Here is a 25,717-nt window from a genome sequence, read left to right as displayed (position 1 = left end):
CGTGCGCATCAGCGCCCTTTTTTGAATTTACAGCCCTTGCTTCAGTTTTACTTTTCAGTTTTACTTCAGTACGGGTATTGCTTGCGGCAGCAAGGATTTTATCGCTTGCTCACTAATTTTTTTCTGCAGCATACTTAAGGCCACTTCCAATTGCCTATCTTCTCCCTTGAAGGTGGCGTTGGGCAGATTGTCGACTTCCACATCCGGTGTTACGCCTGTGCCTTCTACCAGCCAGCGGCCATCGCTGACGGCAAACTGGCCGTTTTCCGCGACCCGCGCCATGCCATTGTCGGCCAGGGTGTTTTGGTCATCCAGCCAAACCCCGGCACCGGCGGTGCGTTTGCCGACCAGTGGCGCCAGTTTGAGCTCCTTAATGCCGGCGGCAAAGGTTTCTCCATCCGAGTAAGTGAGCTCATCAATCAAGACCACCAGATGGCCGCGGAAGGTTTGCTGCATATTGGTGCCGATCACGCCTTTGGGTGAAGTCCAAAACGCCCAGGCCTTGCGCAAGAGTTTTTCTATGATAAAGCTATCGATATTGCCGCCATTATTGCGACGCACGTCGATGATGAGACCATCACGATTGATATTGGCATAAAACTCGCGGGCAAAATTGGCGATGTCATTCTTGCCCATGGCGCGCAGATGCAGATAGCCGATCTGACCTAGCGAGGCGCTATGTACGCGGCTGCTGCGGCCTTGTTCCCAGTCGCTATAGCGCAGGCTTGCGTGTTTTTCCATACTGACCGGGGTGACGATGAAGTTATTGGCCGCGGCCTTGCCACGCTTAACTTGCAATAGCACTTGCTGGTCGACCTGGTTAAGTAAGAGGTCAGAAATGTCGCGCGCTTCTAATACTGGGCGACCGTTGATGGCGGTGATCACATCGCCGTCCTGAATATCCAGATCGGGCTGCGCCAGAGGCGAAGTTTGTGATGGCAGTTCGGCCTCGCTGCGATAGATGTGCTCTATTCGATAGCCTTCAGCAGTGCGCGTCAAGACCGCACCCAGGCTGGCATTTTTCCCATCGGGTTCTGCTTTACGGATATCGCCGGGACGAAATTGCGAATGCAATGTGCTTACTTCACTGATCATCTGCGCCAACACATCATTGAGCTCGGCTCTATCGCTCACGCGCTCTACCAGTGGCGCATATTTGCTGCGCATTTGCTCCCAGTTGACACCGCGCATTTTATCATCAAACAGAAAATCTCTGTGCATGCGCCAGGCATCGAGAAATATTTGCTGCCATTCTAGTCGCGGAGTGGAACGGAAACTCCAGTCATCCATCTTCACTTTGGCTTTGCTGATGTCAGCTGGCTGTTTGGCACCCGCTTCGACGATCACAAATTCGCCGGTACCGGTCGTGCTGGCAGTTCTATAGGAGAGATGTTTCTTGGCGCTGGATAGTTGATAGCTTTGGATACCGCCGACAAATAAGTCCGGCTGGGGCGCTGCAGCGCTAATCGCCAAAGTTTTCAAGTTGAACTTGCGTTCTTCGTTACCCTCTCGCTCCATAAAATACAGACGTTTGTCATCGACCGCCAGATCCTGGTAATTGCCGGCCGCCAGCGGTACTTGGTATAGCCTTTGGCTTAGATCTGTGTAGTTGATAGACGGCGCAGATTTCTTTGTTTCGTCGCCAGATTTTTTGTCTTCCGGTTTTTTCTCGTCCGGGGTTTCTGGCTTGCTGGCTTTACTTAATTCATCTTCAGGCTTGAAGGGGAAACGCTGACCTGCTTGTAGCGCCAAGGCATACACGCCTCCGCGCTTGTCGAAATACGGGCCCATATTCCGATCGCCCCAAGGCGCCGGGTTGCTGGCCTGAAAATTGCGGTTGGAGATGAAATACAACCAGTGACCATCGGCAGAAAAAGCGGGTGAAAAACTATCGTAACGGTCGCTGGTGGCGAAGCTCAGTTGTTTGCTGTCTATGCTATAGAGACCAATTTGACGGCGGTCCAGATCTTTCAACGGGCGCGCGATGGCGATGGTTTTACTATCGGCCGACCAGCTTACTTCTTCATGTTTTTCTATGCCGAATTTACCGCCATCATCAATCAGGATATTTGCCTTGCTGAGCAGATCGAGTAGATACAGGCGGCCGCGCTTGTCGGTGTGTGCCAGCCATTTACCGTCTGGAGAAGGGTAGATGTTCCAGCGATGTACAGTGCCGTCGCTGGTGAGGGCATGCCCCTTGCCTGTGCCATCGGCGGCGAATTGCCAGATTTCGTTTTCGCCGCTGGCATCCAGCAAGGCGTACACCGATTTGTCATCATGCGAAAACACCGCCTCGCGCGCCCTAGAGCCCTCAGGGATGGCGATCTCTACCCGTCTTTGCGAATTATTCCCAGCAATTGCAAGATGGCCGCGTGCGGTGAATAGCAGGCGTTGCTGTTTGCCTGCCAGTTCCACATGGGTCAGATGCTCCAGCGGCGATTTGATTTGACGTTGGCGTTGCTGGTCGAAATCGGATAGCAGGGCAATTTCCAGCGTCTTATCAGCTAATGTAGCAAGGTCTAAGACATGCAAATCGGCGCCAAGCTGGTAGACGATTTTGCCATCGCCCAGGGAAGGATTACGCACTTCCCAGTCTTTGTGATGTGTAAGTTGGCGGCGTTCGCTGCCATCCGGATTGGCTGAGTAGAGGTTGTAGGCACCGTCTTCATCATTTAAGAAGTACAGACGATTATTCCACCACATAGGGCGTTTGTGATTGATGCTGCCGGTATCTGCAAATACTGGGGTGGCTTCGCCCTTGCCTTGTAATTCATAGCGCCATAGTTGGGCATAAGTACCGCCTCTATACTTCCTCGCGTTGTCGTTAGTCATCTGCAGACCATAGCGCGTGAAGTACAGATATTTGCCGCTGTCATCGAGGACCGCTTCGTTGGCGTCGGCCACTGCAAACACCTGGCTAAGCATGTTTTGTGGATTGATGCTCGACACGACTCTATGCCCGGAGGGGCCGCTACTGCGCTGCATGCTCACCAGCACTTGGCCCGTCGCAGTCCAGCCCAAGACGTTGACTGCGCTGTTTTCAAAGCTCAGACGCTTAGGTACGCCGCCGGCCGCTGGCATCACATAGGCTTCCAGTGCGCCTTCATACGAAGCCGAAAAAGCGATCCATTTGCCATCGTGCGAAATCGCTGGATTAATCTCGGCCGCCGGATGTGAGGTCAGTCTTTGTGCCTGGCCGCCAGTGGCGGCAACTTTCCACAGGTCGCCTTCAGATGTGAATACCACGCTGTCGCCCCGTATCGCCGGGAAGCGGCTGTAAGCTAAGGATGATGAAGATGAGGCGGCGGCAAAGGCGCTCGTACAAGAGATGGCGAGTAAGCCGCTCAGGCTGAGCGTCACGACTAAAGGGGATAGTTTGCTTATTTTCATATCGATGAGAGTCTCATTAGGAAATTTTTAGTTTTTAATTTTTATGGTAGGCACTTTTAGGCGAAGATTCTTACATAGTTTTTCGCTTAAAACTTACAGGAATGCGCTGGACTAGACACAAACATAGCTAATACCAGGATGAGCAAATTGAGCAGCATAAAATTTTGCTTAGTGCCAGGATAGATCTATGAAATTAGCCGGCTTGTGCTTTATTGCGTGGCAGTTTGTTGATTGAAATTGCATACCGCTTCAGTTAAGCTGCCAGCATGAATCCAGCACACACTCATCAAGACCAGCCGCAGACTAGGGCTAGGCCGCAGTCTTCAGACTTAGGTACCGAACAATTGCTCGATAAGCCCCTGGCTGGTTGGCGTTTGTCGCTCTACACGATCATCTTCGAGGCCGATACCCGGGCCGGACGTTACTTCGATATAGGATTGATCATCGCCATCCTGGTCAGTGTTTTGGTGGTGATGCTCGATAGTATGGCCAGCTTTAATGCCAGTCATGGCACTTTATTGACCTGGGTCGAGTATGGCTTGACCGCGATTTTTACACTCGAATATCTGGCGCGTCTGGTCTGTGTGCGCCGCCCCTGGCGTTACGCCCGCAGTTTTTTTGGTATCGTCGATTTACTGACCGTGCTGCCTAGTTACCTCACCCTATTTTTTCCAGAGTTGTATGTTTTGGTCGATGTGCGGGTGCTGCGCCTGTTGCGGGTGTTTCGAGTGTTTAAAATGACCGCCTATCTGGAAGAATTCAGCAGTTTGGGGCGCGCCTTACGTGCCAGTTCGCGCAAGATACTGGTGTTTCTGTGCGTGGTCTTGATGGTGGTGCTGATTATGGGTACCGTGATGTATTTGGTGGAAGGGCCAGAGCATGGCTATACCAGTATACCTATCAGTGTGTATTGGGCGATCACGACCATGACTACGGTGGGCTTTGGTGACATCACGCCTAAAACCGATTTAGGTCGTTTGATTGCCTCGATGATGATGCTGTTAGGCTGGGGCGTATTGGCGGTGCCGACCGGGATCGTGACGGCGGAGATGGGCGCGCAAAGGCGCGAGACTAAACCAGTTCAACCTACCACGCGCAGCTGCCACGAATGCCTGACCGAGGGGCATGTTAGCGAGGCCCTGTATTGCCTGCATTGCGGAGCCAGCTTGCCGCCGTATCAGCGCGAAGCTAATGAAAGCAGCTAAAGAGCAGCGATCAGTGTAGCGCTAAGCGCATCAGGAGTGCTCCCAGCATTCCCGGCACTTAAGATATTCATTCAAGTAAAGCATGATTAAATTATAATTGCTTTCATTTTTTAATTTTCCTTAGCGAAATCCTCCATGAGCCAACACAGTCAGTTTGCACTTCTCAAGCAACGTCGCTTCGCGCCTTTTTTCTGGACTCAGTTCCTAGGCGCTTTTAATGACAATGTGTTCAAGACCGCTTTGCTCACCATCCTCACTTACGATGCCCTGCATTGGACCAACATGGATGTGGGTTTATTAAATAATCTGATCCCCGGTCTCTTCATTTTGCCTTTCGTGCTGTTTTCTGCCACTTCTGGGCAGCTTGCCGATAAGTTTGAAAAAGCCGGTATGGCGCGCAAGGTAAAACTTTTAGAAATCATCATCATGTGTATCGCCGCTGGCGGTTGGATGACCCATCAATTATGGTTGCTGGTCGCTGCAGTGGCCGGTATGGGCATCCATTCAACCTTGTTTGGCCCGGTTAAATACGCGTATCTGCCGCAACATCTGAAGACCGATGAGCTCGTAGGCGGTAATGGCGTAATAGAAACCGGCACCTTCGTTGGCATCTTGATGGGCGAGATACTAGGTGCAGTCTTGGTCGTGCAAGAAGGCTGGGGCATACAATTGGTGGCCGGTGGGACCATCGCGATTGCTATTGTCGGTTGGTTAGCCAGCCTGCGGATACCGCATTCGCCAGCGCCTGAGCCTGAATTAAAAATTAACTGGAATCCGGTTACTGAAACTATCCGCAATATCAGTTTCAGCAAGCAAAATAAGCCGGTATTTTTGTCGCTGCTGGGTAATTCCTGGTTTTGGTTTTATGGCGCCATCATCCTGGCGCAATTCCCGCTGTTCGCCAAAGACTATCTGCATGGCGATCATTATGTGTTTGTCTTACTGTTGACCATATTCTCTTTTGGTATCGGTGCCGGTTCTTTATTATGCGAACGCCTCTCCGGCCATAAGGTAGAGATAGGTTTGGTGCCGTTTGGTTCTATAGGTTTGTCGGTATTCGGGGTAGATCTGTATCTGTCTAGTCTCACTTACACCAATACCGCTGCGGTCGATATGCTGGGTTTTATTCATCAGACCGGTAGCTGGCGCATCCTGTTTGATATCGCCATGATAGGTGTCTTTGGCGGTCTGTATATCGTGCCATTGTTTGCCCTGATACAGACGCGTTGCGATCCTAAACATCTGTCGCGCACCATTGCTGGCATGAATATCCTCAACGCCGTGTTTATGGTGGTAGCTGCCTTGGCAGCGATGCTGATGCTTAACGCTGGTTTCACTATTCCGCAATTATTCTTAGCTACGGCTATTTTGAACGCGATCGTCGCTATCTATATTTTTAGTCTGGTGCCAGAGTTCCTGATGCGCTTTCTTGCATGGTTGCTGCTGCATACCGTGCACAGAGTCAAAGGCGTGAATGTCGATCGTTTGCCGGAAGAGGGCGCTGCGGTGCTGGTTTGTAATCATGTTAGCTACATGGATGCAATCGTCATCGGTGCGTATAGCCCGCGTCCTATCCGTTTCGTGATGGATCACCGCATTTTCCAGATCCCGTTTTTATCCTGGATATTTAAGACAGCTAAGGCGATCCCGATAGCCTCAGCTAAGGAAGATCCGTGGCTGATGGAAAAAGCCTATATCGATATTGCCAAAGCACTGCATGAAGGCGAATTGGTGTGTATTTTCCCTGAAGGTAAGCTTACTACCACCGGTGATATGAATGAATTTAGGGGCGGCGTCATGAAGATCTTAGAGCGTAGCCCAGTACCGGTGTTTCCTATGGCCTTGCGGGGTCTGTGGGGCAGCTTTTTAACGCGTGGCAAGGGCAATGCTTTTGAGCGCGCCTTCCGCCGTGGACCCTTTTCTAAGCTGGAACTGGTGGTCGGTGAATCCTTATTGCCCACCGCTGTGAACCCCATCATGCTGCAAGAAAAAGTCAAACAATTACGTGGTGACTGGAAATAATCATGAAGAATTTATCCTTGGCCTCTGTGAGTAAGCTTAACAGTAAGCTTAAAGGCGTTGCGGCAGGTATTTCTGCTTTTGTGTTGCTAGCGCTGGCTGGCGCATCACATGCGCTGGCCGCGAATGTCGTCAAATTTTCACCGCAAGGAGAGGTTGCCCAGATCCGTCAGGTCAGAGCGACTTTTTCAGAATCAGCGGTGGCATTTGGTGACCCGAAAGCGGGCGCACCATTTGATGTTAAGTGCAGCGAAGCCGGTAGTTCACGCTGGGCCGATGATAAAAACTGGATTTTTGATTTTAACCGCGACCTGCCACCTGGTACTCAGTGTAGCTTCACGCTCAAGCCCGGCTTTAAGACGGTGGGCGGCAATCTCCTGACCGGCAAGGCAGCATTTCAATTCTCTACCGGCGGCCCGGCCGTGCTGCGTGTGCAGCCGTATGAGGGCGGCAGCATAGAAGAAGAGCAGGCGTTTATATTGACGCAAAACGGAGCGGCTACCGAGGCCAGCATACGCCAGCATCTGTATTGCGAAATTGAAGGCGTACACGAAAGAGTGCCGGTTAAGTTTGTCGAAAAAGACGCGCGCGCCGCCTTGTTAAAACATTTTGCACCAAATGAAGATGGCGCTCGTGTCACGATAGTCCAGTGCCAGCAACGCTTTCCGAATGAGGCGGCAGTCAAGCTGGTGTGGGATAAGGGCATCGCCACCGCCAGCGGTCTGGCCACGTCTAAGCCGCAAACCTTCAGCTTTAATACCCGTAAGGCTTTTAGCGCCAGTATGAGTTGCCAGCGCGAAAACGCGAATGCCGCTTGCACCCCGATCTCGCCAGTGACTCTGTATTTCAGCTCGCCCATCAGCCGCAAACTGGCGGAAGATATTCTCATCAAAGGCAGTAAGGGCAGCGTTAAACCTGAGTTTCAGCGTGACGACAAAGAAGCCATGGTGCAATCGATTAGCTTTAAACCACCATTTGCCGAAAAGACCGAATATGCGATCGTGCTGCCGTCCAAACTGGTCGATGAGAGTGGCCGCACTTTATCCAATGCAGCACAGTTTCCTCTGAAATTTGCGACTGCAGATTTCCCGCCGCTGGCGAAATTCCCTGCCGCGCCCTTCGGCATCATAGAACTTAATGCCGATGCCACTTTGCCGGTGACGCTTAGAAACGTAGAAAAAAGTTTACTAGTACGTAGTGTCGATGGTAAAAATTCACCGGGTAAAGTGAGTAATCTGAAAGTCAGTGATGATGCCGCCATCATCAACTGGATCGCCAAACTTAATGCCTACCACGAGAGCCGCGTCACGATAGGTCGCGAGTCGGTTGAGACCCGCAGCATAGGCTTGTTAGCCAAGGAAGCGGGCGTGCGTAAGCTCGATCTGCCAGCGATGCCAGATAATGCTGATCCGTCTTCACGGCCGTTCGAGGTGATCGGCTTGCCGCTCAAAGATCCGGGTTTTTATGTGGTCGAACTGGAGTCGAAAAAACTCGGTAGCGCCTTATTGGGCAAGGACGCACCGATGTTTGTGCGCACCAGCGCCCTGGTGACGAATATGGCGGTGCATATTAAACTTGGACGTGGAAATGGCGCAGTCTGGGTCACCACTTTAGATCAAGCCAAGCCAGTTGCCGCAGCCGATATTCGTATCTCTGATTGCTGGGGTAAGGAAGTCTGGCGCGGTACTAGCGATGTCAAAGGCGTCGCGATGCTGCCAAATTCTCTGGGGAGCTCCTGCAATAATTACGGCTATGACACTAACAACCCTGTCAAGCTTAACGGTTATTTTGTCAGCGCCCGTAAAACCGATGAAAAGGGCCGCGCCGATATGGCCTTTGCGCTCAGCTCATGGAATAACGGCATAGAGTCGTATCGCTTTAACCTGCCTACTAATACCGATAAAGCGGCAACCGTCAGGGCCCACACTGTGCTTGATCGTAGTTTGTTCCGCGCTGGTGAAACGGTGTCTATGAAGCACGTGATACGCATAGAAAATCTGCGTGGTTTCGGCTTGCAAAAGGCCGAGTTATTGCCGGATAGGGCCAGAATTATCCATCAGGGCAGTAATCAGGAATTCCAGTTTCCGCTGGTGTGGCGCGGCAGAAGTGCGGCCGAAACGGTGTTCAAGTTGCCAGCGCAAGCCAAGCTCGGTACTTATGAGATCGTTTTGGATAAAGGGAAAATAGAGAACAAAGCAGAGCTGAGTAATGAAGAAAGCCAGAATGATGGCTACGACGAATCGCGTTACGGTCAGGGCACTTATACCACAGGCAGTTTTAGGGTAGAAGAGTTCCGTCTGCCTTTGCTACAAGGTCGCATTACTCCACCAAAAGAAGTGCAGGTGGCACCGAAAGAAATACCGCTGGGAGTGCAGCTTAACTACCTCAATGGCGGCGGGGCCTCTGGCCTGGCGGTGCAAGTGACCAGTTTGCTGCGGAGTAAAGCGCTTAGTTTTCCTGCCTATGAAGAATATTCTTTTTATGCCGCAGCAAACGCTGATGAGTCGGCCGACGAACAAAAAATTGTCGCCAACAAATTGCCGGTCACGCTAGATAAGAACGGCGCTGGCAAGACCGTGATTAAGAATCTGCCTGCCATCGTCAAGCCGCAAGAATTGCTCTCCGAGATGAGCTATGCCGATCCGAATGGCGAGATTCAGACCATCAGCGCGGTAACACCCTTATGGTCGTCGGCAGTGCTGGTCGGTGTCAAAGCTGGTCAGTGGGTTTCGGTTAAACAGAAAATTACTTTAAGCGCGATCGCGCTCGACACCAATGGTAAACCTAAGGCTGGTGTGGCGCTAGAACTGACAGGGATTGCCAAACAAAACAACTCTCACCGCAAGCGCATGGTCGGCGGTTTTTATGCCTATGAAAACGCGTCCAGCAGCAAGGATCTGGGCACCCTGTGTTCGGGTAAGAGCGATGAGCGCGGCCTGTTTATCTGCGAGGCCAGCCTGAGCGAGCCTGGCAATATAGAGATTTTGGCCAAAGCCAAAGACGAGAACGGTAAGCCAGCCACGGCTAAAACCTCAGCCTGGGTGACTGGCCGTGGCGAAATCTGGTTCGATGGTGAAAATCAGGATCGCATGGATGTGCTGCCCGAGCGTAAGCACTATGAAGCCGGTGAGACCGCCAGCTTCCAGGTGCGTATGCCTTTCCGCTATGCCACAGCGCTGGTGGCGATAGAGCGCGAAGGCGTGATCGAGACCATGCTGGTGCAACTCAATGGCCGCGACCCTAGTATTCAAGTGCCGATTAAGGCCGAATATGGTCCTAACGTGTTTGTCTCGGTCTTGGCAGTGCGTGGCCGCATGCGCGAAGTGCCCTGGTATTCTTTCTTCACCTGGGGCTGGAAAGAACCGCTGAATTGGTGGAGTGAATTCCGCGAATATCAAGACCCGAGCGCCACGGTGGATCTGGCTAAGCCCGCTTATAAATACGGTATCGCAGAAATTACAGTAGGCACTGCTGCGCATAAACTAGCTGTTACGGTCACTACCGACAAGACGACTTACGCTATTCGCACCAGTGCCAAAGCCACGGTACAAGTATTGCTGCCCAATGGCAAACCAGCCGCCGGTGCCGAAGTCGCCATCGCGGCGGTGGATGAAGCCCTGCTCGAGTTGCAACCGAATGGTAGTTGGGATCTATTGAGCGCCATGCTGCAAAGACGCAGTTACGGAGTCGAGACCGCCACCGCGCAGATGCAGGTAATTGGCAAACGCCATTATGGCCGCAAGGCGGTAGCGGCAGGTGGTGGCGGTGGTAAATCCTCAACCCGCGAGCTGTTCGATACGCTCTTGTTGTGGAAACCAGTGCTGATCCTCGACGCCAATGGTCGCGCCCAGATCGACGTGCCGCTGAACGATGCTTTGACCAGCTTTAAGATCGTGGCGATCGCCTTGAATGGTGAGGGCCTGTTCGGTACTGGCAGTGCCAGTATCCGCGCCACTCAGGATTTGCAAATCATCTCTGGTCTGCCGCCGCTGGTGCGTGAGGGCGATGTGTTTACTGCCATGCTGACACTCAGAAACACCACCACCCGCGCGATGCAGGTGCAAGTAGCGGCCACGGTGACGGGCTTGGCCGCCGAGCTGCCTAAACAAAACATCGCGATACCAGCGGGCGAAGCGCGCGAAGTTAACTGGAACGTGACAGTGCCAGTATCGGCGCTGCCAGAGGATAAGCAACAACTGGTGTGGGAACTCAAAGCGCAAGAGCAGGGTGGCGCTGGCGTCAAAGACGCCTTGAAATTTACCCAGCGTGTGGTGCCTGCGGTGCCAGTCACGGTGCAGCAAGCGAGCTTGATGCAGCTTGATAAGGCGCTCAGTATGCCAATTATCCAGCCGGCCGATGGCTTGCCGGGGCGCGGTGGGGTGGCGATTTCTCTGATGCCTAGTCTGGCCGGATCGCAAGAGGGGATACGCAAGTATTTCAACGATTATCCTTACTCTTGTCTGGAGCAAAAGACCTCGCGTGCGATAGGCATGCGTGATGCTGCGCAATGGCAAAAAGTGGCGAGTGACTTGCCTAGTTATCTCGATGGCGATGGTCTGGCATATTACTACCCGCCGGGTGAAAGCAGCGCTAACCGTGGTAGCGATAGCTTAACCGCTTACCTGATCTCGGCCACGCACGAAGCCAATTATGCCGTGCCCGATGCCAGCCGCAACAAGATGCTGCAAGGTCTGGCAGCCTTTGTTGAAGGCAAGATCACGCGCGACTTCTGGTCACCGAAAAAAGATCTGGAAGTGCGCAAACTGGCGGCGCTAGAAGCGCTGTCACGTTACGGTCAGGTGCAGGAGCGCATGTTGGGCTCGATACAGATCAACCCGAATCTGTGGCCGACTTCGGCCGTGATCGACTGGCTGGCAATCTTGCAAAACACGCCTGCTATAGCTAAGCGCGCAGCTTACTTAAAAGAAGCCGAGCAAATTTTGCGTGCGCGCCTGAACTACCAGGGCACTCGCATGGGCTTCTCGAATGAGCAAGACGATTACTGGTGGTGGCTGATGGGCAATAGCGACAACAGCGCCAATCGCCTGATTCTGGTGACGCTGAATAATCCAGCCTGGGCCGACGATATGTCGAAACTGGTGACCGGTTCTATCCAAAGGCAGGTACGCGGTCACTGGATGTCGACCACCGCCAATGTCTGGGGCAGCCTGGCGATGGAGAAATTTGCGCTTAAGTTTGAGACCGAAAAAGTCGCCGGTAGCAGCAAGGCTAATCTGCAAATGGCCGCCGTCAGCGGCCCTGTGCAGACCTACAACTGGGGCCCGACTAGTGGCGGCAAACTAATGCTGCCATGGCCGGCAGCAGGCAGCGCCACCGACAGCATCAAGCTCAGTCACGAAGGCAAGGGCAAGCCCTGGGTGACGCTGCAGTCGCTGGCGGCAGTCACGCTCAAAGCGCCGTTCAGTAGCGGTTACCGCATCACTAAAACCGTGCAGGCGATCGAGCAAAAAGAGAAAGGCAAATACAGCCGTGGCGACATCCTGCGCGTCAATATCGATGTCGATGCCCAGACCGACATGACCTGGGTGGTGCTGACTGACCCGATACCCGGTGGTGCCAGTCTCTTGGGTTCTGGTCTGGGGCGCGATTCAGCGATTGCCGCCAACGCTACTGGCGTCGTCAGCAGCGAGCCCGATTACAGCGCAGCCTGGATGGCCTATGAAGAGCGCAGCTTTGAATCGTATCGCGCCTATTACCAGTTCGTACCTAAGGGCAAATTCAGCATCTCTTACACCATGCGTTTAAACAACGTCGGCGAATTCAAACTGCCGCAAACCAGGGTAGAAGCCATGTACGCACCAGAGATGTTTGGCGAGTCACCGAATGCGGGGATGAGTGTGAAGTAGGCCAGGTGTAGCATCGTAGGCTGGGCTGGAAAGCCCGGCTAATTATTCTGTGAAGATTCAGAGCTCAGTCAGTTTTTAGACCACTCTGTTTCCTTCATTGTTTGAAAATTTGAATAACTTTAGCTGCTTTCATATGACGATTTGGCAAACAATAGATGAACTCATAGAACTTGTGATGAGAAACGATATAGTTTTTAAGGACGATAAATTTTTGTCTTTGTTAGATCAACTTGCTTGGCAAATAACAGAAATAAAACCTAGCGATCCGCCCGTTGGCAAGGAAATTCCAGAGAACGATTATCCAGCTATTCGGCGAGCAGCACAGCGAGCATTTCCCCGCTGGGGTTATTACAACGTTGCTGAGAACGTCACAATAAACATTGGGCAAAGTAAGGTAAATGTTGGTGATGCAATAGATGACGTAACCGACATAATCGATGATTTGAAAAAAATCTATTGGTCGTATCAAAATGAATCTGAGGATATGGCAAGCTGGCATTTGTTGGAAAGTTTCAATATGCATTGGAGAGCGCATATGCGCAGCCTTCAGTTCTATGTTCATTGCCTTGAAGTTGAACAGTGATCGTGGGTAGGCTGGGCTTTAAAACCCAGCATATCAACCATTATTTAAAGGGTTGTTGGCTTGCTGCGGCGCTAGCCCAATCTACAAAACCACAAAACGATCACGCAGTATCCATGCGCCTCACCAGCCTAAAACACCCTGTAAGCCGCATGGATACTGCGCAAACGGTTTTGGTATTTCAACACCCGCGCTGGGGACGACCCCGGCGCTCTTCTTCATCGCGGGGACGGCCCCGACATTTTGGAGTTTTTTATGAATTGGCTAATCTTAATCATCGCGGGGCTATTTGAAATTGTCTGGGCCATAGGGCTTAAATACACCGAGGGCTTTACGCGTCTGTGGCCTAGTGTCATCACTTTGGTGGCGATGCAAATTAGCATCGTGTTGCTGAGCATCGCCATGAAGTCGCTGCCGGTAGGCACTGCCTACGCGGTGTGGGTGGGTGTCGGCGCGGTCGGCACTGCACTACTCGGCATAGCCTTGTTCGGCGAGGCCGCCAATCTCGGTCGAATGCTGAGTCTGGGTCTGATCGTGATCGGCATCATAGGCTTGAAAATGACGACCGCAGCCTAGGAATAATCTGTATGACGCAGCCCATCTCTGATCTGAATCAACTCCTCAAAAGCATGCAGCCTGTGCTTAATCCCGGCGTGTTTGTGTTTGCCTCGATAGCGCGGGATCAAGTATACCAAGTGCTAGATCCCGCTCTGATCGTGGCGTCTATCCATGAGCCGGAAGGCCTGTCCGTCATCATGGCAGAGCAGGATGCGCAACGTTACGGGCTGCAGCCACTTTTTTTCTGTGCCTGGATTACCTTGACGGTGCACTCAGATCTGCAGGCCGTCGGTTTAACTGCCGCCTTCGCCACCGCTTTGGGGGATGCTGGTATCAGTTGTAATGTGGTGGCTGGTGCTTACCACGATCATCTCTTCGTGCCGCTAGAAAGTGCGCAACAAGCGATGAATGAACTCCTCGCTTTGCAAAATAGGGCGCGCAGATGTTGAACCGTTTTTGTCAATGTAAGGACTCATCCATATCGCGAACATAGTACGAACGATGTTGTGAACGATGTTACCTATCATTACTCAGATTTAGAAGTTCCCAAATGCCTCGCGCAGTATCCATGCGCCTTCCAAGCCAGAAATGTCTTGAAACCCGCATGGATACTGCGTGATCGATTTGAAAGTTTTCATCAATGCACAAACTATGTACTTGAATTTTTTACTGACGTTACCGCGTAGATTGGCCGTCGCTGTTTTCGTATTGGCTAGCTGGCATAGCAGCGCGCTGGCGATCCCTAGCTTTAAAGAGGTGCAGCTAGCCTACCAGTCTTCCGATGCGGTTTTGCTTGACCGCAATGGAGTCGTGATTCATCAGCAGCGCATCAATCCCAAAGAGCGCAAGCTGGCCTGGGTCAGGCTGGAGGATGTCTCGCCGGCCTTGCGCATGGCTTTGATCGCTTCGGAAGACAAACGCTTTTACCAGCATGGCGGGGTCGACTGGAACGCGGTAGCGGGCGCGGCCTGGGGTAACCTGTGGAATAAAAAAACCCGTGGCGCTTCTACCATTACCATGCAGTTGGCCGGTTTGCTGGAGGAAGATTTACGGCGTAAAGCCACGGCGCGCACTGCCAGCCAAAAGATCACGCAGGCGCTGGTGGCGCAGTGGCTGGAGCAAAGCTGGCGCAAGGATCAAATTCTGGAAGCCTATCTGAATCTGGTGGCGTTTAAGGGCGAGCTGGTGGGCGTACACGCCTTGTCGCGCGTGATGTTTGATAAACACCCTAGCGGGCTCGATAAGATAGAGGCGGCGATTGCGGTGGCCCTGATACGCGGGCCCAATGCCAGCGTCGCCAAGGTGGCGGAGCGCGCCTGTGCCAGTTTGAAAGAGCAAGGTTTGCCGCAATTTTGCGCGAATTTAGAAGGGCAGAGTACCCAGTATTTTGCCCGCCTGACGGCTAAATCAGATGTGGCGCGCACTATCAGCGGGCCGCAATTAGCCCCGCATCTGGCGCGCAAATTGTTTGCTGCGTATCCTTCTGTAACGGTAATTCGATCCACCCTAGACGGTGCTAGCCAAGCCTTTGCGCGCGATGCCCTGGTGCGTCACTTGTCGGCGCTGGTGGATAGAAATGTGGAAGACGGTGCGGTGCTGGTGATCGATAATCAGAGCGGCGATGTGCTCACTTGGGTAGGCTCTAGCGGGGCCTTGTCGGATGCCGGGCAAGTCGATGGGGTGCAGGCTTTGCGTCAGGCTGGTTCGACCTTAAAACCTTTTCTGTATGAACTGGCGCTAGAGAAAAAATTCCTGACCGCCGCTTCTATCCTCGATGATGCAGCGGTGAATTTGCCGACCGCATCGGGTCTGTATATTCCGCAAAACTATGACAAGCATTTTAAGGGCTTGGTTAGTGTGCGTACTGCGCTCGCCTCATCCTTAAATATTCCGGCGGTGCGCACTCTGGTCACGGTCACGCCAGAATTGTTTTTCCGGCGCTTGCAGCAACTCGGTTTTGGCCTGCGCGAATCGGGCGATTATTACGGCTACAGCCTGGCGCTAGGCAGCGCCGATGTCAGCCTGCTGGCCTTGACCAATGCTTACCGCACTTTAGCTAATCAAGGGCGTTACACTAGCCCACGCATTAGCGATAAAGATCCGTTAGCAGTCAAGCCTATCGTGGTGATGGATGCTGGCGCTGCCTTTATTATCAGCGATATTTTGTCCGATAGAGCAGCGCGCGCCACCACCTTCGGACTGGAGAGTGCCTTGGCCACCCGCATCTGGGCTGCGGTAAAAACTGGCACCTCAAAAGACATGCGCGACAACTGGTGTGTCGGCTATTCTGAGCGTTATACCGTCGGGGTCTGGGTCGGCAATGCCTCGGGCGCACCGATGTGGGATGTCTCTGGCGTCACCGGTGCGGCACCGATCTGGCAAGAAGTCATGCACTACCTGCATCAACATAAGCTGGCAAATTCGGTGGCCAATAAGCTAGACAATAAGCTCGCTGCCAAATCTAATCCCGCCGCCACTAGCCCCATGCAGCTTCCCGCAGGCGTGCTGGCTCAAGCGATCGTCTACGAGGGCGCTTTGGAAGCGGCGCGTACTGAATACTTTTTAGCCGGTACCGAGCAAAGCCTGATTGGCATCGCGCATCCCGATCAAATCCGGCCGCTGATTGCGTATCCCACCGCAGGCATGCTGGTGGCGCTAGATCCGGATATCCCGCCCGAGCGTCAGCGCATACGTTTTGCTGCGCAAGGCGTCAAGCAGGCTGCGTGGCTGCTCGATGGCAAAGCGCCAGCCAAGGCCAGTACAGCAAACCAGGCTAGCCAGACTGCGCTGAGCATAGATTGGATGCCGTGGCCAGGTAAGCATGTGCTACAGCTAGTTGATAGCCAGGGCAAGCTGCTAGATCAGGTGAAGTTTGAAGTGCGCGGGGCGGTATTGAGTACGACAGTGAGTACGACAGTGAGTGCCGCAGCGCCGAAGACTAAGCGTAAGTGAATCTACGAGAAGTGCTCAATTGCGGACTGGCGCTGGGCTGATTAATTGAAATAGGCCTTGATGATCTTGTCGATCTCGCCCTTGCTCTTCATGTCGGTGAGGGTCGCATCCATTTTTTTGATAAAGTCTTGTTTGTACGGCGCCTGGTAGTGGCGGCTGTAACCGAGGTAGGTATTTTCGCCAGATAAGATTGCCGCTTCTTGTAATTCCAGAGTGAAATTGCCATCCTTGCTGCGTAATTGTTTGGCCGAGTAGAGCGCGGCGCCGCGGTCGCTGACATAACAATCTATGCGTTTGATTGCCAGCTTCTTGAGATTGGAGTCATTATTTGGGGCCGGATCTATTTCAATTTGGCCAGCCTTGGCGGCCTGTGTGAGTCGCTCCGATAAGAGAAAGCCGGCGTTGACGCCCATGATACGACCGATAAAATCCTCGGGGAAGCGCTTGGGGTGCGACTGCATCACTTCCTCGTTGCAAAACACCACTACGGTTTCGCGAAACAAGGGCACAGAATAGGGCGCAATATAATCGCGTTCCTTTTTTAAACCCGGCGGGAACAGCGCCAAGCCGCGCCCGCTTTCCATATAGGCGAGACCGCGCTTCCAGGGCACGGGGATCAGCTCTATCGCATAGTCTGCAAGCAGTCGTTTGGCGGCTGCCTGCAGTATGTCTATGTACAGACCTTTGAATTGACCATCTTCGACAAAGCTATACGGTGGATAGGCGCTATCGCCGTATAGCTCGACTTTCTCAACCGCATAGGCCTGGCTGGCTAAACAAAATAAAATCGCAACACAGCTAGCTGAGCCTAAGTTTTTCGCAAAATTGATCAATTAAAATTCTTCCCAGTCACCATCACTTTTCGCTTTGCTGCTCGAACTGGCTGCAGAATTGGCGGCAGCATTGGCACTGCTATTGTTGAGTTTTCTCGGTGCATTATTGAACTTGGCTGGCGCAGGTTTTGTCGCGGGTTTTGCGGGGGCTGTGGTGGCAGCACGCGGCTTACTGGCCATCGCAGCATCAGCATGATCGAGTTTGAAGGTGGCGACCGTGGCCGATAAGGCTTCCGCCTGTTCTTGCAAGCTCTCGGCAGCCGCTGCAGCTTGTTCTACCAAGGCTGCGTTTTGCTGGGTCATTTCATCCATATGGGTGATAGCGGTATTGATCTCTTCTATGCCCGAACTTTGCTCCTGGCTGGCGGCGGTGATTTCGCTCATGATGTCGGCTACTTGCTTGATCGAGTTGACGATTTCGCCCATGGTGTGGCCGGCATCATCGACCAGCTTGCCACCCAGATCGACTTTTTCTACCGAATCGACGATCAGGGTCTTGATCTCTTTCGCGGCACCAGCTGAGCGTTGCGCCAGATTGCGCACTTCAGAGGCCACCACGGCAAAACCGCGCCCCTGTTCACCGGCGCGTGCCGCTTCTACCGCCGCATTTAAGGCCAGGATATTGGTCTGAAATGCGATGCCATCAATGACACTAATAATATCGAACATCTTGCTAGAGCTGCCCTTGATCGAGCCCATGGTTTCGACTACTTGCGCCACCACGTCGCCGCCTTTGACAGCGACCGACGAGGCCGATAAAGAGAGTTGATTCGCCTGGCGCGCATTGTCGGCGTTTTGCTTGACGGTAGAGGTCAGCTCTTCCATAGAGCTGGCGGTTTCTTCCAGCGAGCCGGCTTGTGCTTCGGTGCGTGACGAGAGGTCGGCATTGCCCGCTGCGATTTCCGAGGTGGCGACCTTGACCGATTCGCTGGCGCCGCGTATCTCCATCAGGACCTTGGCGATCTTATCGACAAAGAGGTTAAACGCTGAGGCTATCTGCGCTAGCTCGTCGACGCCTTCGGCATCGAGTCTGCGGGTTAAGTCGCCGTCGCCAGTGGCAATTTCTTGCATTGCGTCACGCACGGTAGCAAGTCTTTGCAAGGCACGCGCAATCAGAGCTGCCAGCAGCAGGGCGGCTAAACCGCTCACGATCAGCGCAGTCACGGCCGAGACCGTCAACATGGTGCTGAGAGCCTGCGTCGCTTCGGCTTTATCTAAAACGATGGCCAGTAACCAATCGGTACCTTCAATTTTGCTGACAAACAGCAAGCCATCGCGCCCAGCTAATTGCACTGCGGCGCTGAGTTTGGATTTTTCGGTGGAGGTCAACAATTCTATCGACACGTTGGGGCTTAAGTCTGAGACCGGTTTTAAGGTGAGTTTTTGGTCTGGGTGGGCAATGATGATGCCCTTGCTATCGAGCAGAAACGCAAAGCTACTTGGACTAGGTTTGATCTCCACCACGGTTTTTACCAGAGTGTCTATCAGTACATCGCCACCTGCCACTGCGGTGGTGCTACCGGTGGCACCGGCCGCTTCTGCTACCGTCACTTGTAGTTTGCCATTGCTGGCACCGATGTAGGGCGAGGTCACAATTGCACCGCTGGTTTGCGAGGCCTTCACGTACCAGGGGCGTACAGTCGGGTCGTAATCGGGTTTGCGTACCCGCACTTGAGAAAATACCGCGCGTTTATCTGGGTAACCGAGATAGGTTTGATCAAAGCCGCCTGCTTGTTCGGCGGCCTTGAGTGCTGGCAAAGGATCGGCCGCATCTGCGGCTTGTCTGATCGAGCCTACCACTAGCTTTTTAGCCTGTATCCAGACCGCGATTTCTGCAGAATAGCTCTGCGACAACTGCGCCATCTGCGCATTGAGTGATTCTAAAGTGTGGCTGCGGGTGGTGATGAAATTAGCCCCGACCACGGCAATCATCGCCAAAACCACGATACTGACGCAAATGGCGATCAAGCGCCGGCGTAGTGTGGATAACATAATCTGAATCTCCTGTTGCACTTCGAATTTAAACTCGCGAGAAATTAAATGGCTCTATGCGCACGACAGGCTAATAAATACAGGGCGCAGTCTAAGTATTGCCGAATAAAGACATTATCACAAGTGCCATTGCAATTGCGCGCAGTTTATAGCTCACCACTTTAGCGCCAACTTATGAGCAAAAATAGGCACTCTCTCTGAAAATTTTTAATGCCTGGCCGCACACGCATATTCTATGCGGCTTACAGGCCATTCTGGCTTGAAACCTGCATGGAATATGCGCGCTGGGCTAGGGGGAACTTCTAAAAAACCCATACTCGGGCGCATCGCTGCGTTGCAAATCCTCGCAATACCGACGTATTGCTCCGGTTTGCGCCTTGCGCTGCATCCCGATTAAAGTGTTTTTAGAAGTTCCCAAGGTCTACTTTGGGATTGCTGGCGTCAAAATACCAACACAGAGATTATGGGATAATGCGCGGCTGGCGATTTATTCATCGCTGCAGGCGTTGCAAACAGCCAACTGTGCCGCAGGCTTTACTTATTTACATTGGATAGACTATGAGTTTTTACGGCGTTACCGATCTTTGGACCTATGTCCTGGGTGCCTTGGGCATTATTCTTTTACCTGGGCCAAATTCTTTGTATGTGCTGGCGGTCGCCACTGCACGTGGTGTGCGGGCTGGTTATCAGGGCGCTTTGGGTGTGTTTGTTGGCGATACAGTCTTGCTGATGTTGACCGCCTTAGGTGCGGCGAGTTTGCTGCGCACTTACCCAGCCTTGTTTATGGTGGTGAAGTACGCAGGGGCTGGCTATCTGGCCTGGTTGGGTGTTAACCTGATCTGGGCTGCCATACAAAAATGGCGCAGCGGCGCCGAGACTGTGCCCGAGACCACGGCAGTTGCTGAAAATATGCAAAATCCTTTTAAACGCGCGCTTTTCATTAGCCTGCTCAATCCCAAGGCGATCTTGTTCCTATTGTCGTTTTTTGTGCAGTTTATCGATCCACTTTATCCGACTCCGGCAGTGCCTTTTTTGATCTTAAGCGCCGTGGTGTTGGTGTTTAGCTTTACTTATCTGTCGGCTTTGATTTTTCTAGGGGCGCGTCTGGCTCAGGGTTTCAGCAAGCGTAAGCGCCTTTCTGCCAGTCTTTCCAGCGGGGTAGGTGGCTTGTTTATCTGGTTCGGTGCCAAGTTGGCAGCGGCCAGCCTGCATTGAAAACCGGGTATTCCCACATTATCCCTATTGGCGGCAAGTTTAGTACGCGGGGTTTGCCGAGTCGCCTGTCTGAGTAATTTTACTGCCTGCCCGCACGCGCATATCCGGCGCGGCTTGTAGCCTGGTCTGGCTGGAAACCCGCACCGGATATGCGCGTTGGGCCATGCCGATTTAAATATCTAATTGCGAGTATAGCTCTGAAGTTGGCTACGCGAATCGGGCGTGCGCCTGTTGTTTGCTGGTTGTTTATAAGTAAATCATGCGCACTCCAGCATGATCCATCTATACTGCTAGATAGCGCGCGTCATCGCTGGCGTCCTTACCTGACCGCCTTAGTGAGCTTGGCGCTCTTGCTGCGTGGCAAGTCCTTTACCGAGAGAGAGCTGGGTCAATGAGAAATACGGAATCGTCCCTGTATGCGCGCGAAGTGTGGCGGGCCGGCTTGGTGTTCATTCTCGTGGCCATTGTTTTCGGCATCTATGTGTACGTCGAAAAGAAGATAGACCACGCCAACGAGTTGCGCCATCGGTCTTTTTTGCTGGCTGATGAGTTGCGCCAAAGCTCTGATGACCTCACTGGTATGGCGCGCTCATATGTGATTACTGGCGAGCACGCTTACAAAGACTATTATCAAAAAATATTGTCTATCCGTGACGGACAGTTAGCCCGCCCTTTGGGCTACGAAAACGTGTATTGGGATCTGGTGCTGGCTGGTCAAACGCCTGAGAACGGAAGTGGTGCAGCGGTTGCGCTGTTAGACTTAATGCGCGAACTTGGTCTGTCCGAGCAAGAAACGCAACTACTGGCAAACGCCAAGGCCAATTCCGACAGTTTGGCGCTGACTGAGTTAAAGGCGATGCGCCTGATCGAGTCCGGTGGCGCTGTATCTGATGCCCCTCATCAGGAAGCTAGGGCTATGCTTTTCGATCTTGAGTACATACGCGCCAAGGCTAGCATCATGCAGCCGATTAATCGCTTTTATACCCTGATGGACCAGCGCACTTTAGCTGCGGTACAGACGGCCGAAGCCTTTGCAAATGCGATCCGCATTATATTTTGCGCCCTGGCTATTTTATTTTTGCTGATGCTCAGACGCGTAGGCGTCGCCTTGCACGTAACTTTAGGCGGTAGTTTGGATGCCTTGCACGAGCATCTCAAGCGGCTGGGTCATGGCGATTTTTCTAAACCGATACTACTCGCCAATGGCATGGAGGGGAGTGTGCTCGGGCTGGTGGCGACGACCCAAAATGAACTGCGAAAAATTGAAGAAGAGAGCAAGCAGGCGAAAGATTTTGAACATTTCCGTAGTCGGGTCTTGGAAGTGATGAGTAGCAGTGTCGCATTACCAGAAATGCTGGAAGCGGTGGTGCTTGGCATGCAAGAATTCAATCCCGAAATGCTATGCAGTATTCTGCTGCTAGACAAGGATGGTCTACATCTAGGTAAGGGCGTGGCACCGAGTTTGCCTGACTTTTACAACCGGGCGCTCGATGGCGTGGCAATCGGCCTAGGTGTCGGTTCGTGCGGAACTGCCGCTTTCATCGGCGAGCGCGTGGTGGTCGAGGACATACAAAGCCATCCTTATTGGACCGAATTTAAAGAACTTGCCGCCAGCGCCGGTTTGGCTGCTTGTTGGTCACAACCTATACGCGCTTCACAAGGGCAAGTGCTAGGAACTTTTGCGATTTATCAGCGGGTCGCGCATAGCCCATCGACGCGGGATATTTTCCTGATCGAACAGGCCGCTCATTTGGTCAGCATCGCGATCGAACGTAGTCAGGCAGCGGAAAATTTGCGCGAGAGCGAGGCACATTTTCGTTTGCTGGCGGAGGATGCCTCGGACGTGGTGTGGCGGCAAGACATCAACAATCTATTTACCTATATCAGTCCGGCCGATGAAAGAATGCGTGGCTATCATGCCAGTGAGGTGGTGGGGCATCATTTTTCGGAAATGCTGACAGACGAAGGCGTGGCCATCGTCGCCAGAAAATTAAAGGAAAAACGCAGCCCTGATCAGCGCGATAAGCCAACTACTTCCACTACCTTTGAAGTGCAGCAGCGGTGTAAAGATGGGCGTTTGATCTGGACCGAAATTTTGACGCGCCCTGATCGCAATGCGCAAGGGAAGTTGACTGGCTTTCACGGAATTACCCGTGACATTACCGAACGTAAGTCGAACGAAATGAACTTGCGGCTCTCTGAGCAAAGGTTTGCCACTGCCTTTACCTCGGCGCCTATGGCCGCTTCGATCGCCAGCGCAGACGAGGGCCGCTTCATCGAGGTCAATGCCAACTATGAACGCGATTTTGGCTGGAGCTCGGCTGATTTGATCGGTAAAACTTCGGTGGAGGTCGGTTTGTGGGCGAGTGAGGCGGTACGTCAGCCTTGGATCACAGGTCTGGATGCCCGCGGTCGCTTGATGAACTACGAGACAGTTTGGAATTGCAAAAGTGGTGAGCAACGGCAAGTCAGTATCTCCGGCGAAATCATGACTTTAGATGGCAAGCGATGCATCCTTGCCTTTGCCACCGATATTACGGAGAGAAAAAAGTCGGAAGAAAAAATTAATGAACTGGCTTTTTATGATCAACTGACCGGATTGCCGAATCGTACACTCTTGAACGATAGACTCAAACAAGCGCTCTCATCGAGTAGTCGTAGTGAGCAATATGGCGCCATCCTCTTCATTGATTTGGATAATTTTAAGTCGCTCAACGACAATATGGGACATGACATTGGCGATGCCCTACTCAAGCAAGTGGCGCCGCGCCTGACGCAATGTGTACGCGAGGGTGACACAGTAGCGCGCTTGGGCGGTGACGAATTTGTGGTGGTACTGGCCAATCTGAACAAGAATGAGCTTGAGGCCATCGCTGGGGCTGAGGCGGTCGCTGAAAAAATCATTACCACGGTGGGCAGTAGTTACACGCTGGGAAGTGTGGCGCATCACAGTACTGCCAGCGTGGGGATTACCCTTTTCAAGGGAAATCTAAGCAGCACCGATAATTTACTCAAACAAGCCGATATGTCTATGTACCGCGCCAAGGCGGCCGGGCGGAATACCTTTAGGTTCTTCGATCCTAGTATGGAAGCAAGCGTAAAAAAACGTGCTGAACTCGATGCCGATCTGCGTCTGGCGGTGCAGAATCAGCAATTTCTTTTGCATTATCAGGCGCAGATCGCCGAAGCAGGGCGGATTACTGGCGCTGAAGTTTTGCTGCGCTGGCAGCATCCCGATAGGGGCATGATTTCGCCCGCCGAATTTATTCCGGCAGCCGAAGAAACTGGCTTGATCATTCCTATCGGCCTATGGGTACTGGAGAGCGCATGCCGGCAATTAGCGCTGTGGGCTAAACAGCCTGCAATGGCGCATCTGAGTGTTGCCGTCAATGTGAGCGCGCATCAGTTCCGTAAATCTGATTTTGTCGCACAAGTGCTTGCCGTGATTCGCAATAGCGGCGCCAATCCAGAACGTCTTAAGTTGGAATTAACCGAAAGTCTGCTGGTCGAGAATGTCGGTGAGGTGATAGAGAAAATGTTTGCACTCAAATCCAAAGGACTGTGTTTCTCTTTGGATGACTTTGGTACCGGTTACTCATCTTTGGCCTACCTGAAACGCTTACCCTTGGATCAGCTAAAGATAGATCAATCCTTCGTGCGTGATGTGTTGATCGATCCGAATGATGCCGCAATCGCGCGTACTATCATTGCCTTGGGCCAAAGCCTGGGGCTGGCGGTCATCGCCGAAGGGGTAGAAACGGCAGAGCAGAGAGATTTTTTGAGTAGCCATGGTTGTCATGCCTATCAAGGTTTTTTGTTTAGCCGACCTGTGCCGCTGCGCGACTTCGAACACTTGGTGCAGTCGATTTGAATTCGTTTTGAATTAGCTTTGAGATAGTTGGAAGACAGCATTTAGCTTGGCAAGCTGCTCGCATCTGGTTTATTTGGGCTTATTTGGGGCATATTTTGGGATCTAGGCATAGCGCGGCGAAGTGATCGTGAGTTTAAAAGCCTAAAAGTTTTATATCGAAGGCGCGTTCGATCAACCAGATCATGGCTAGTAGGGCAATCGAGATCGAGCCGCCTAGTAAAATAAAGCGTCGATAAAACCATGTATGGCGCAGGCTAAAAGCGCTAGGCAGAAAAATCCCGACTATCGCCAGTTGGCCGAGTTCCACACCAAGATTAAAACCCAGTAGTGCCAAGCCCAGCGTGCTCTGCGGCAAGCCTAAATCGCTCAATACGCTGGCAAAACCAAAGCCATGAATCAGACCAAAAACGAAAGCCATGAGCCAGCGTCGCTCTCGAAAGAGCGGATAAATATTATTCAAGGCCGCCACTACCACGGAAGCAGCGATGATCGCTTCTACCCAGCGTGAAGGCAGGCTAATCAAGCCCAGCGTTGCCAATGTCAAGGTGATAGAGTGGGCTAGGGTAAATGCCGTAACAATTTTGAGTACCGACCAGAAAGCCGGTTGGAAAGCACTTACCGCCAGCCATTTCTTTTCTTGGCGGACCACCACGGCAGGCAATAAGAGGGCGAGTAAAAATAAGATGTGATCAAAGCCTATCCAGATATGCCAAACCCCTTCACGCGCGTAATCGAGAAATTGCGTGAACTTGCTCACTTGCTTTAAATTGAAATCTTGCCGAGCTTTTTCGGGACTGAAAATGGCGGTATTGACTTGCTCTTGACAATTTAAGCGCAGTAGACCTTTGTGCTGAGGATCAAGATCGAAAAATAATTGGTAGTGCAGTTGCAGTGTATCCAGTGGTGCGCTACATACCGCCTTAAAGCGCAGTACGGCATAGGCACCATCGGTATGATCATCCACCAAATGTTGTATCACTTGGGTAGAACAGATTTTTCCTTGTGTGGATAATTGCAAACGCGCCAAGGCATAGGCGCTGATTTCGGCATGTTTTGCGCGCAATTCTCCCCAGGTGATTTCGGCGTCCGCGTTGGCATCAAGACCTAGCGCAAAATCCAAGTCGCGCAAGGCGATATCCCAGCGCCCATCAATCTGTTGATCCTTGATGCTGAGGCTTAGATAGCTGTCGCTGGGTTTGTGAGCGGCGGCGCTGAATGCGAAAAACATACCTAAG

Annotated in this window: 13 protein-coding genes; 9 read left to right on the top strand and 4 right to left on the bottom strand. The window is 52.5% G+C overall.

Features of this window, described 5'->3' with window-relative positions; all coding sequences use genetic code 11:
* Nucleotides 1–60: 60 nt before the first annotated feature.
* Nucleotides 61–3,390, bottom strand: a complete 3,330-nt coding sequence (locus EJN92_RS00745) for a S41 family peptidase (RefSeq protein ID WP_126126085.1) — start codon at nucleotides 3,388–3,390, stop codon at nucleotides 61–63.
* Between the two features lie 266 nt (nucleotides 3,391–3,656).
* Between EJN92_RS00745 and EJN92_RS00740 the strand changes: the two genes are divergently transcribed.
* The 7 genes from EJN92_RS00740 to pbpC all read left to right on the top strand — a co-directional run bounded on the left by EJN92_RS00740 (nucleotide 3,657) and on the right by pbpC (nucleotide 16,571).
* Nucleotides 3,657–4,595, top strand: a complete 939-nt coding sequence (locus tag EJN92_RS00740; protein ID WP_126126084.1) for an ion transporter — start codon at nucleotides 3,657–3,659, stop codon at nucleotides 4,593–4,595.
* A gap of 135 nt (nucleotides 4,596–4,730) precedes the next feature.
* The gene (locus tag EJN92_RS00735; protein WP_126126083.1) at nucleotides 4,731–6,617 is read left to right on the top strand and encodes an MFS transporter; all 1,887 of its coding nucleotides are present in this window, start codon (nucleotides 4,731–4,733) and stop codon (nucleotides 6,615–6,617) included.
* Nucleotides 6,618–6,619: 2 nt separating this feature from the next.
* Nucleotides 6,620–12,481 (top strand): Ig-like domain-containing alpha-2-macroglobulin family protein, encoded by a 5,862-nt coding sequence (locus EJN92_RS00730; RefSeq protein ID WP_126126082.1) that lies wholly within the window; start codon nucleotides 6,620–6,622, stop codon nucleotides 12,479–12,481.
* A 133-nt stretch (nucleotides 12,482–12,614) separates the two neighbouring features.
* Nucleotides 12,615–13,064 (top strand): DUF5063 domain-containing protein, encoded by a 450-nt coding sequence (locus EJN92_RS00725; protein WP_126126081.1) that lies wholly within the window; start codon nucleotides 12,615–12,617, stop codon nucleotides 13,062–13,064.
* A 252-nt stretch (nucleotides 13,065–13,316) separates the two neighbouring features.
* Nucleotides 13,317–13,637, top strand: coding sequence for a quaternary ammonium compound efflux SMR transporter SugE (gene sugE / locus EJN92_RS00720; protein ID WP_126126080.1), 321 nt, complete (start codon nucleotides 13,317–13,319; stop codon nucleotides 13,635–13,637).
* An 11-nt stretch (nucleotides 13,638–13,648) separates the two neighbouring features.
* Nucleotides 13,649–14,068, top strand: a complete 420-nt coding sequence (locus EJN92_RS00715) for an ACT domain-containing protein (protein ID WP_126126079.1) — start codon at nucleotides 13,649–13,651, stop codon at nucleotides 14,066–14,068.
* Between the two features lie 202 nt (nucleotides 14,069–14,270).
* Nucleotides 14,271–16,571: a penicillin-binding protein 1C gene (gene pbpC / locus EJN92_RS00710; protein ID WP_126129689.1), complete on the top strand. Its 2,301-nt coding sequence runs from the start codon at nucleotides 14,271–14,273 to the stop codon at nucleotides 16,569–16,571.
* Nucleotides 16,572–16,612: 41 nt separating this feature from the next.
* Here the strand turns inward: pbpC and EJN92_RS00705 are convergent, their stop codons facing one another.
* On the bottom strand, nucleotides 16,613–17,404 hold the full coding sequence (locus EJN92_RS00705) for a substrate-binding periplasmic protein (RefSeq protein ID WP_126126078.1): 792 nt from the start codon (nucleotides 17,402–17,404) through the stop codon (nucleotides 16,613–16,615).
* Nucleotides 17,405–19,396: a methyl-accepting chemotaxis protein gene (locus tag EJN92_RS00700; protein ID WP_170174841.1), complete on the bottom strand. Its 1,992-nt coding sequence runs from the start codon at nucleotides 19,394–19,396 to the stop codon at nucleotides 17,405–17,407.
* 558 nt (nucleotides 19,397–19,954) lie between these two features.
* On the opposite strand from EJN92_RS00700, the gene leuE reads away from it, so the two are divergent.
* A complete protein-coding gene (leuE, locus tag EJN92_RS00695; protein ID WP_126126077.1) occupies nucleotides 19,955–20,611 on the top strand; it encodes a leucine efflux protein LeuE in 657 nt (218 codons plus the stop codon).
* 391 nt (nucleotides 20,612–21,002) lie between these two features.
* The gene (locus EJN92_RS22050) at nucleotides 21,003–24,482 is read left to right on the top strand and encodes a bifunctional diguanylate cyclase/phosphodiesterase (RefSeq protein WP_126126076.1); all 3,480 of its coding nucleotides are present in this window, start codon (nucleotides 21,003–21,005) and stop codon (nucleotides 24,480–24,482) included.
* A 133-nt stretch (nucleotides 24,483–24,615) separates the two neighbouring features.
* Here the strand turns inward: EJN92_RS22050 and EJN92_RS00685 are convergent, their stop codons facing one another.
* Nucleotides 24,616–25,710, bottom strand: a complete 1,095-nt coding sequence (locus EJN92_RS00685; protein ID WP_227869638.1) for a HupE/UreJ family protein — start codon at nucleotides 25,708–25,710, stop codon at nucleotides 24,616–24,618.
* Nucleotides 25,711–25,717 lie beyond the last annotated feature (7 nt).

It is taken from the genome of Undibacterium parvum (assembly GCF_003955735.1).
In the GTDB taxonomy this organism is placed as follows: Bacteria; Pseudomonadota; Gammaproteobacteria; order Burkholderiales; family Burkholderiaceae_D; genus Undibacterium; species Undibacterium parvum.
The sequence above is the reverse complement of the archived record's forward strand: the minus strand, read 5'-3'. Positions and strand labels throughout refer to the sequence as shown.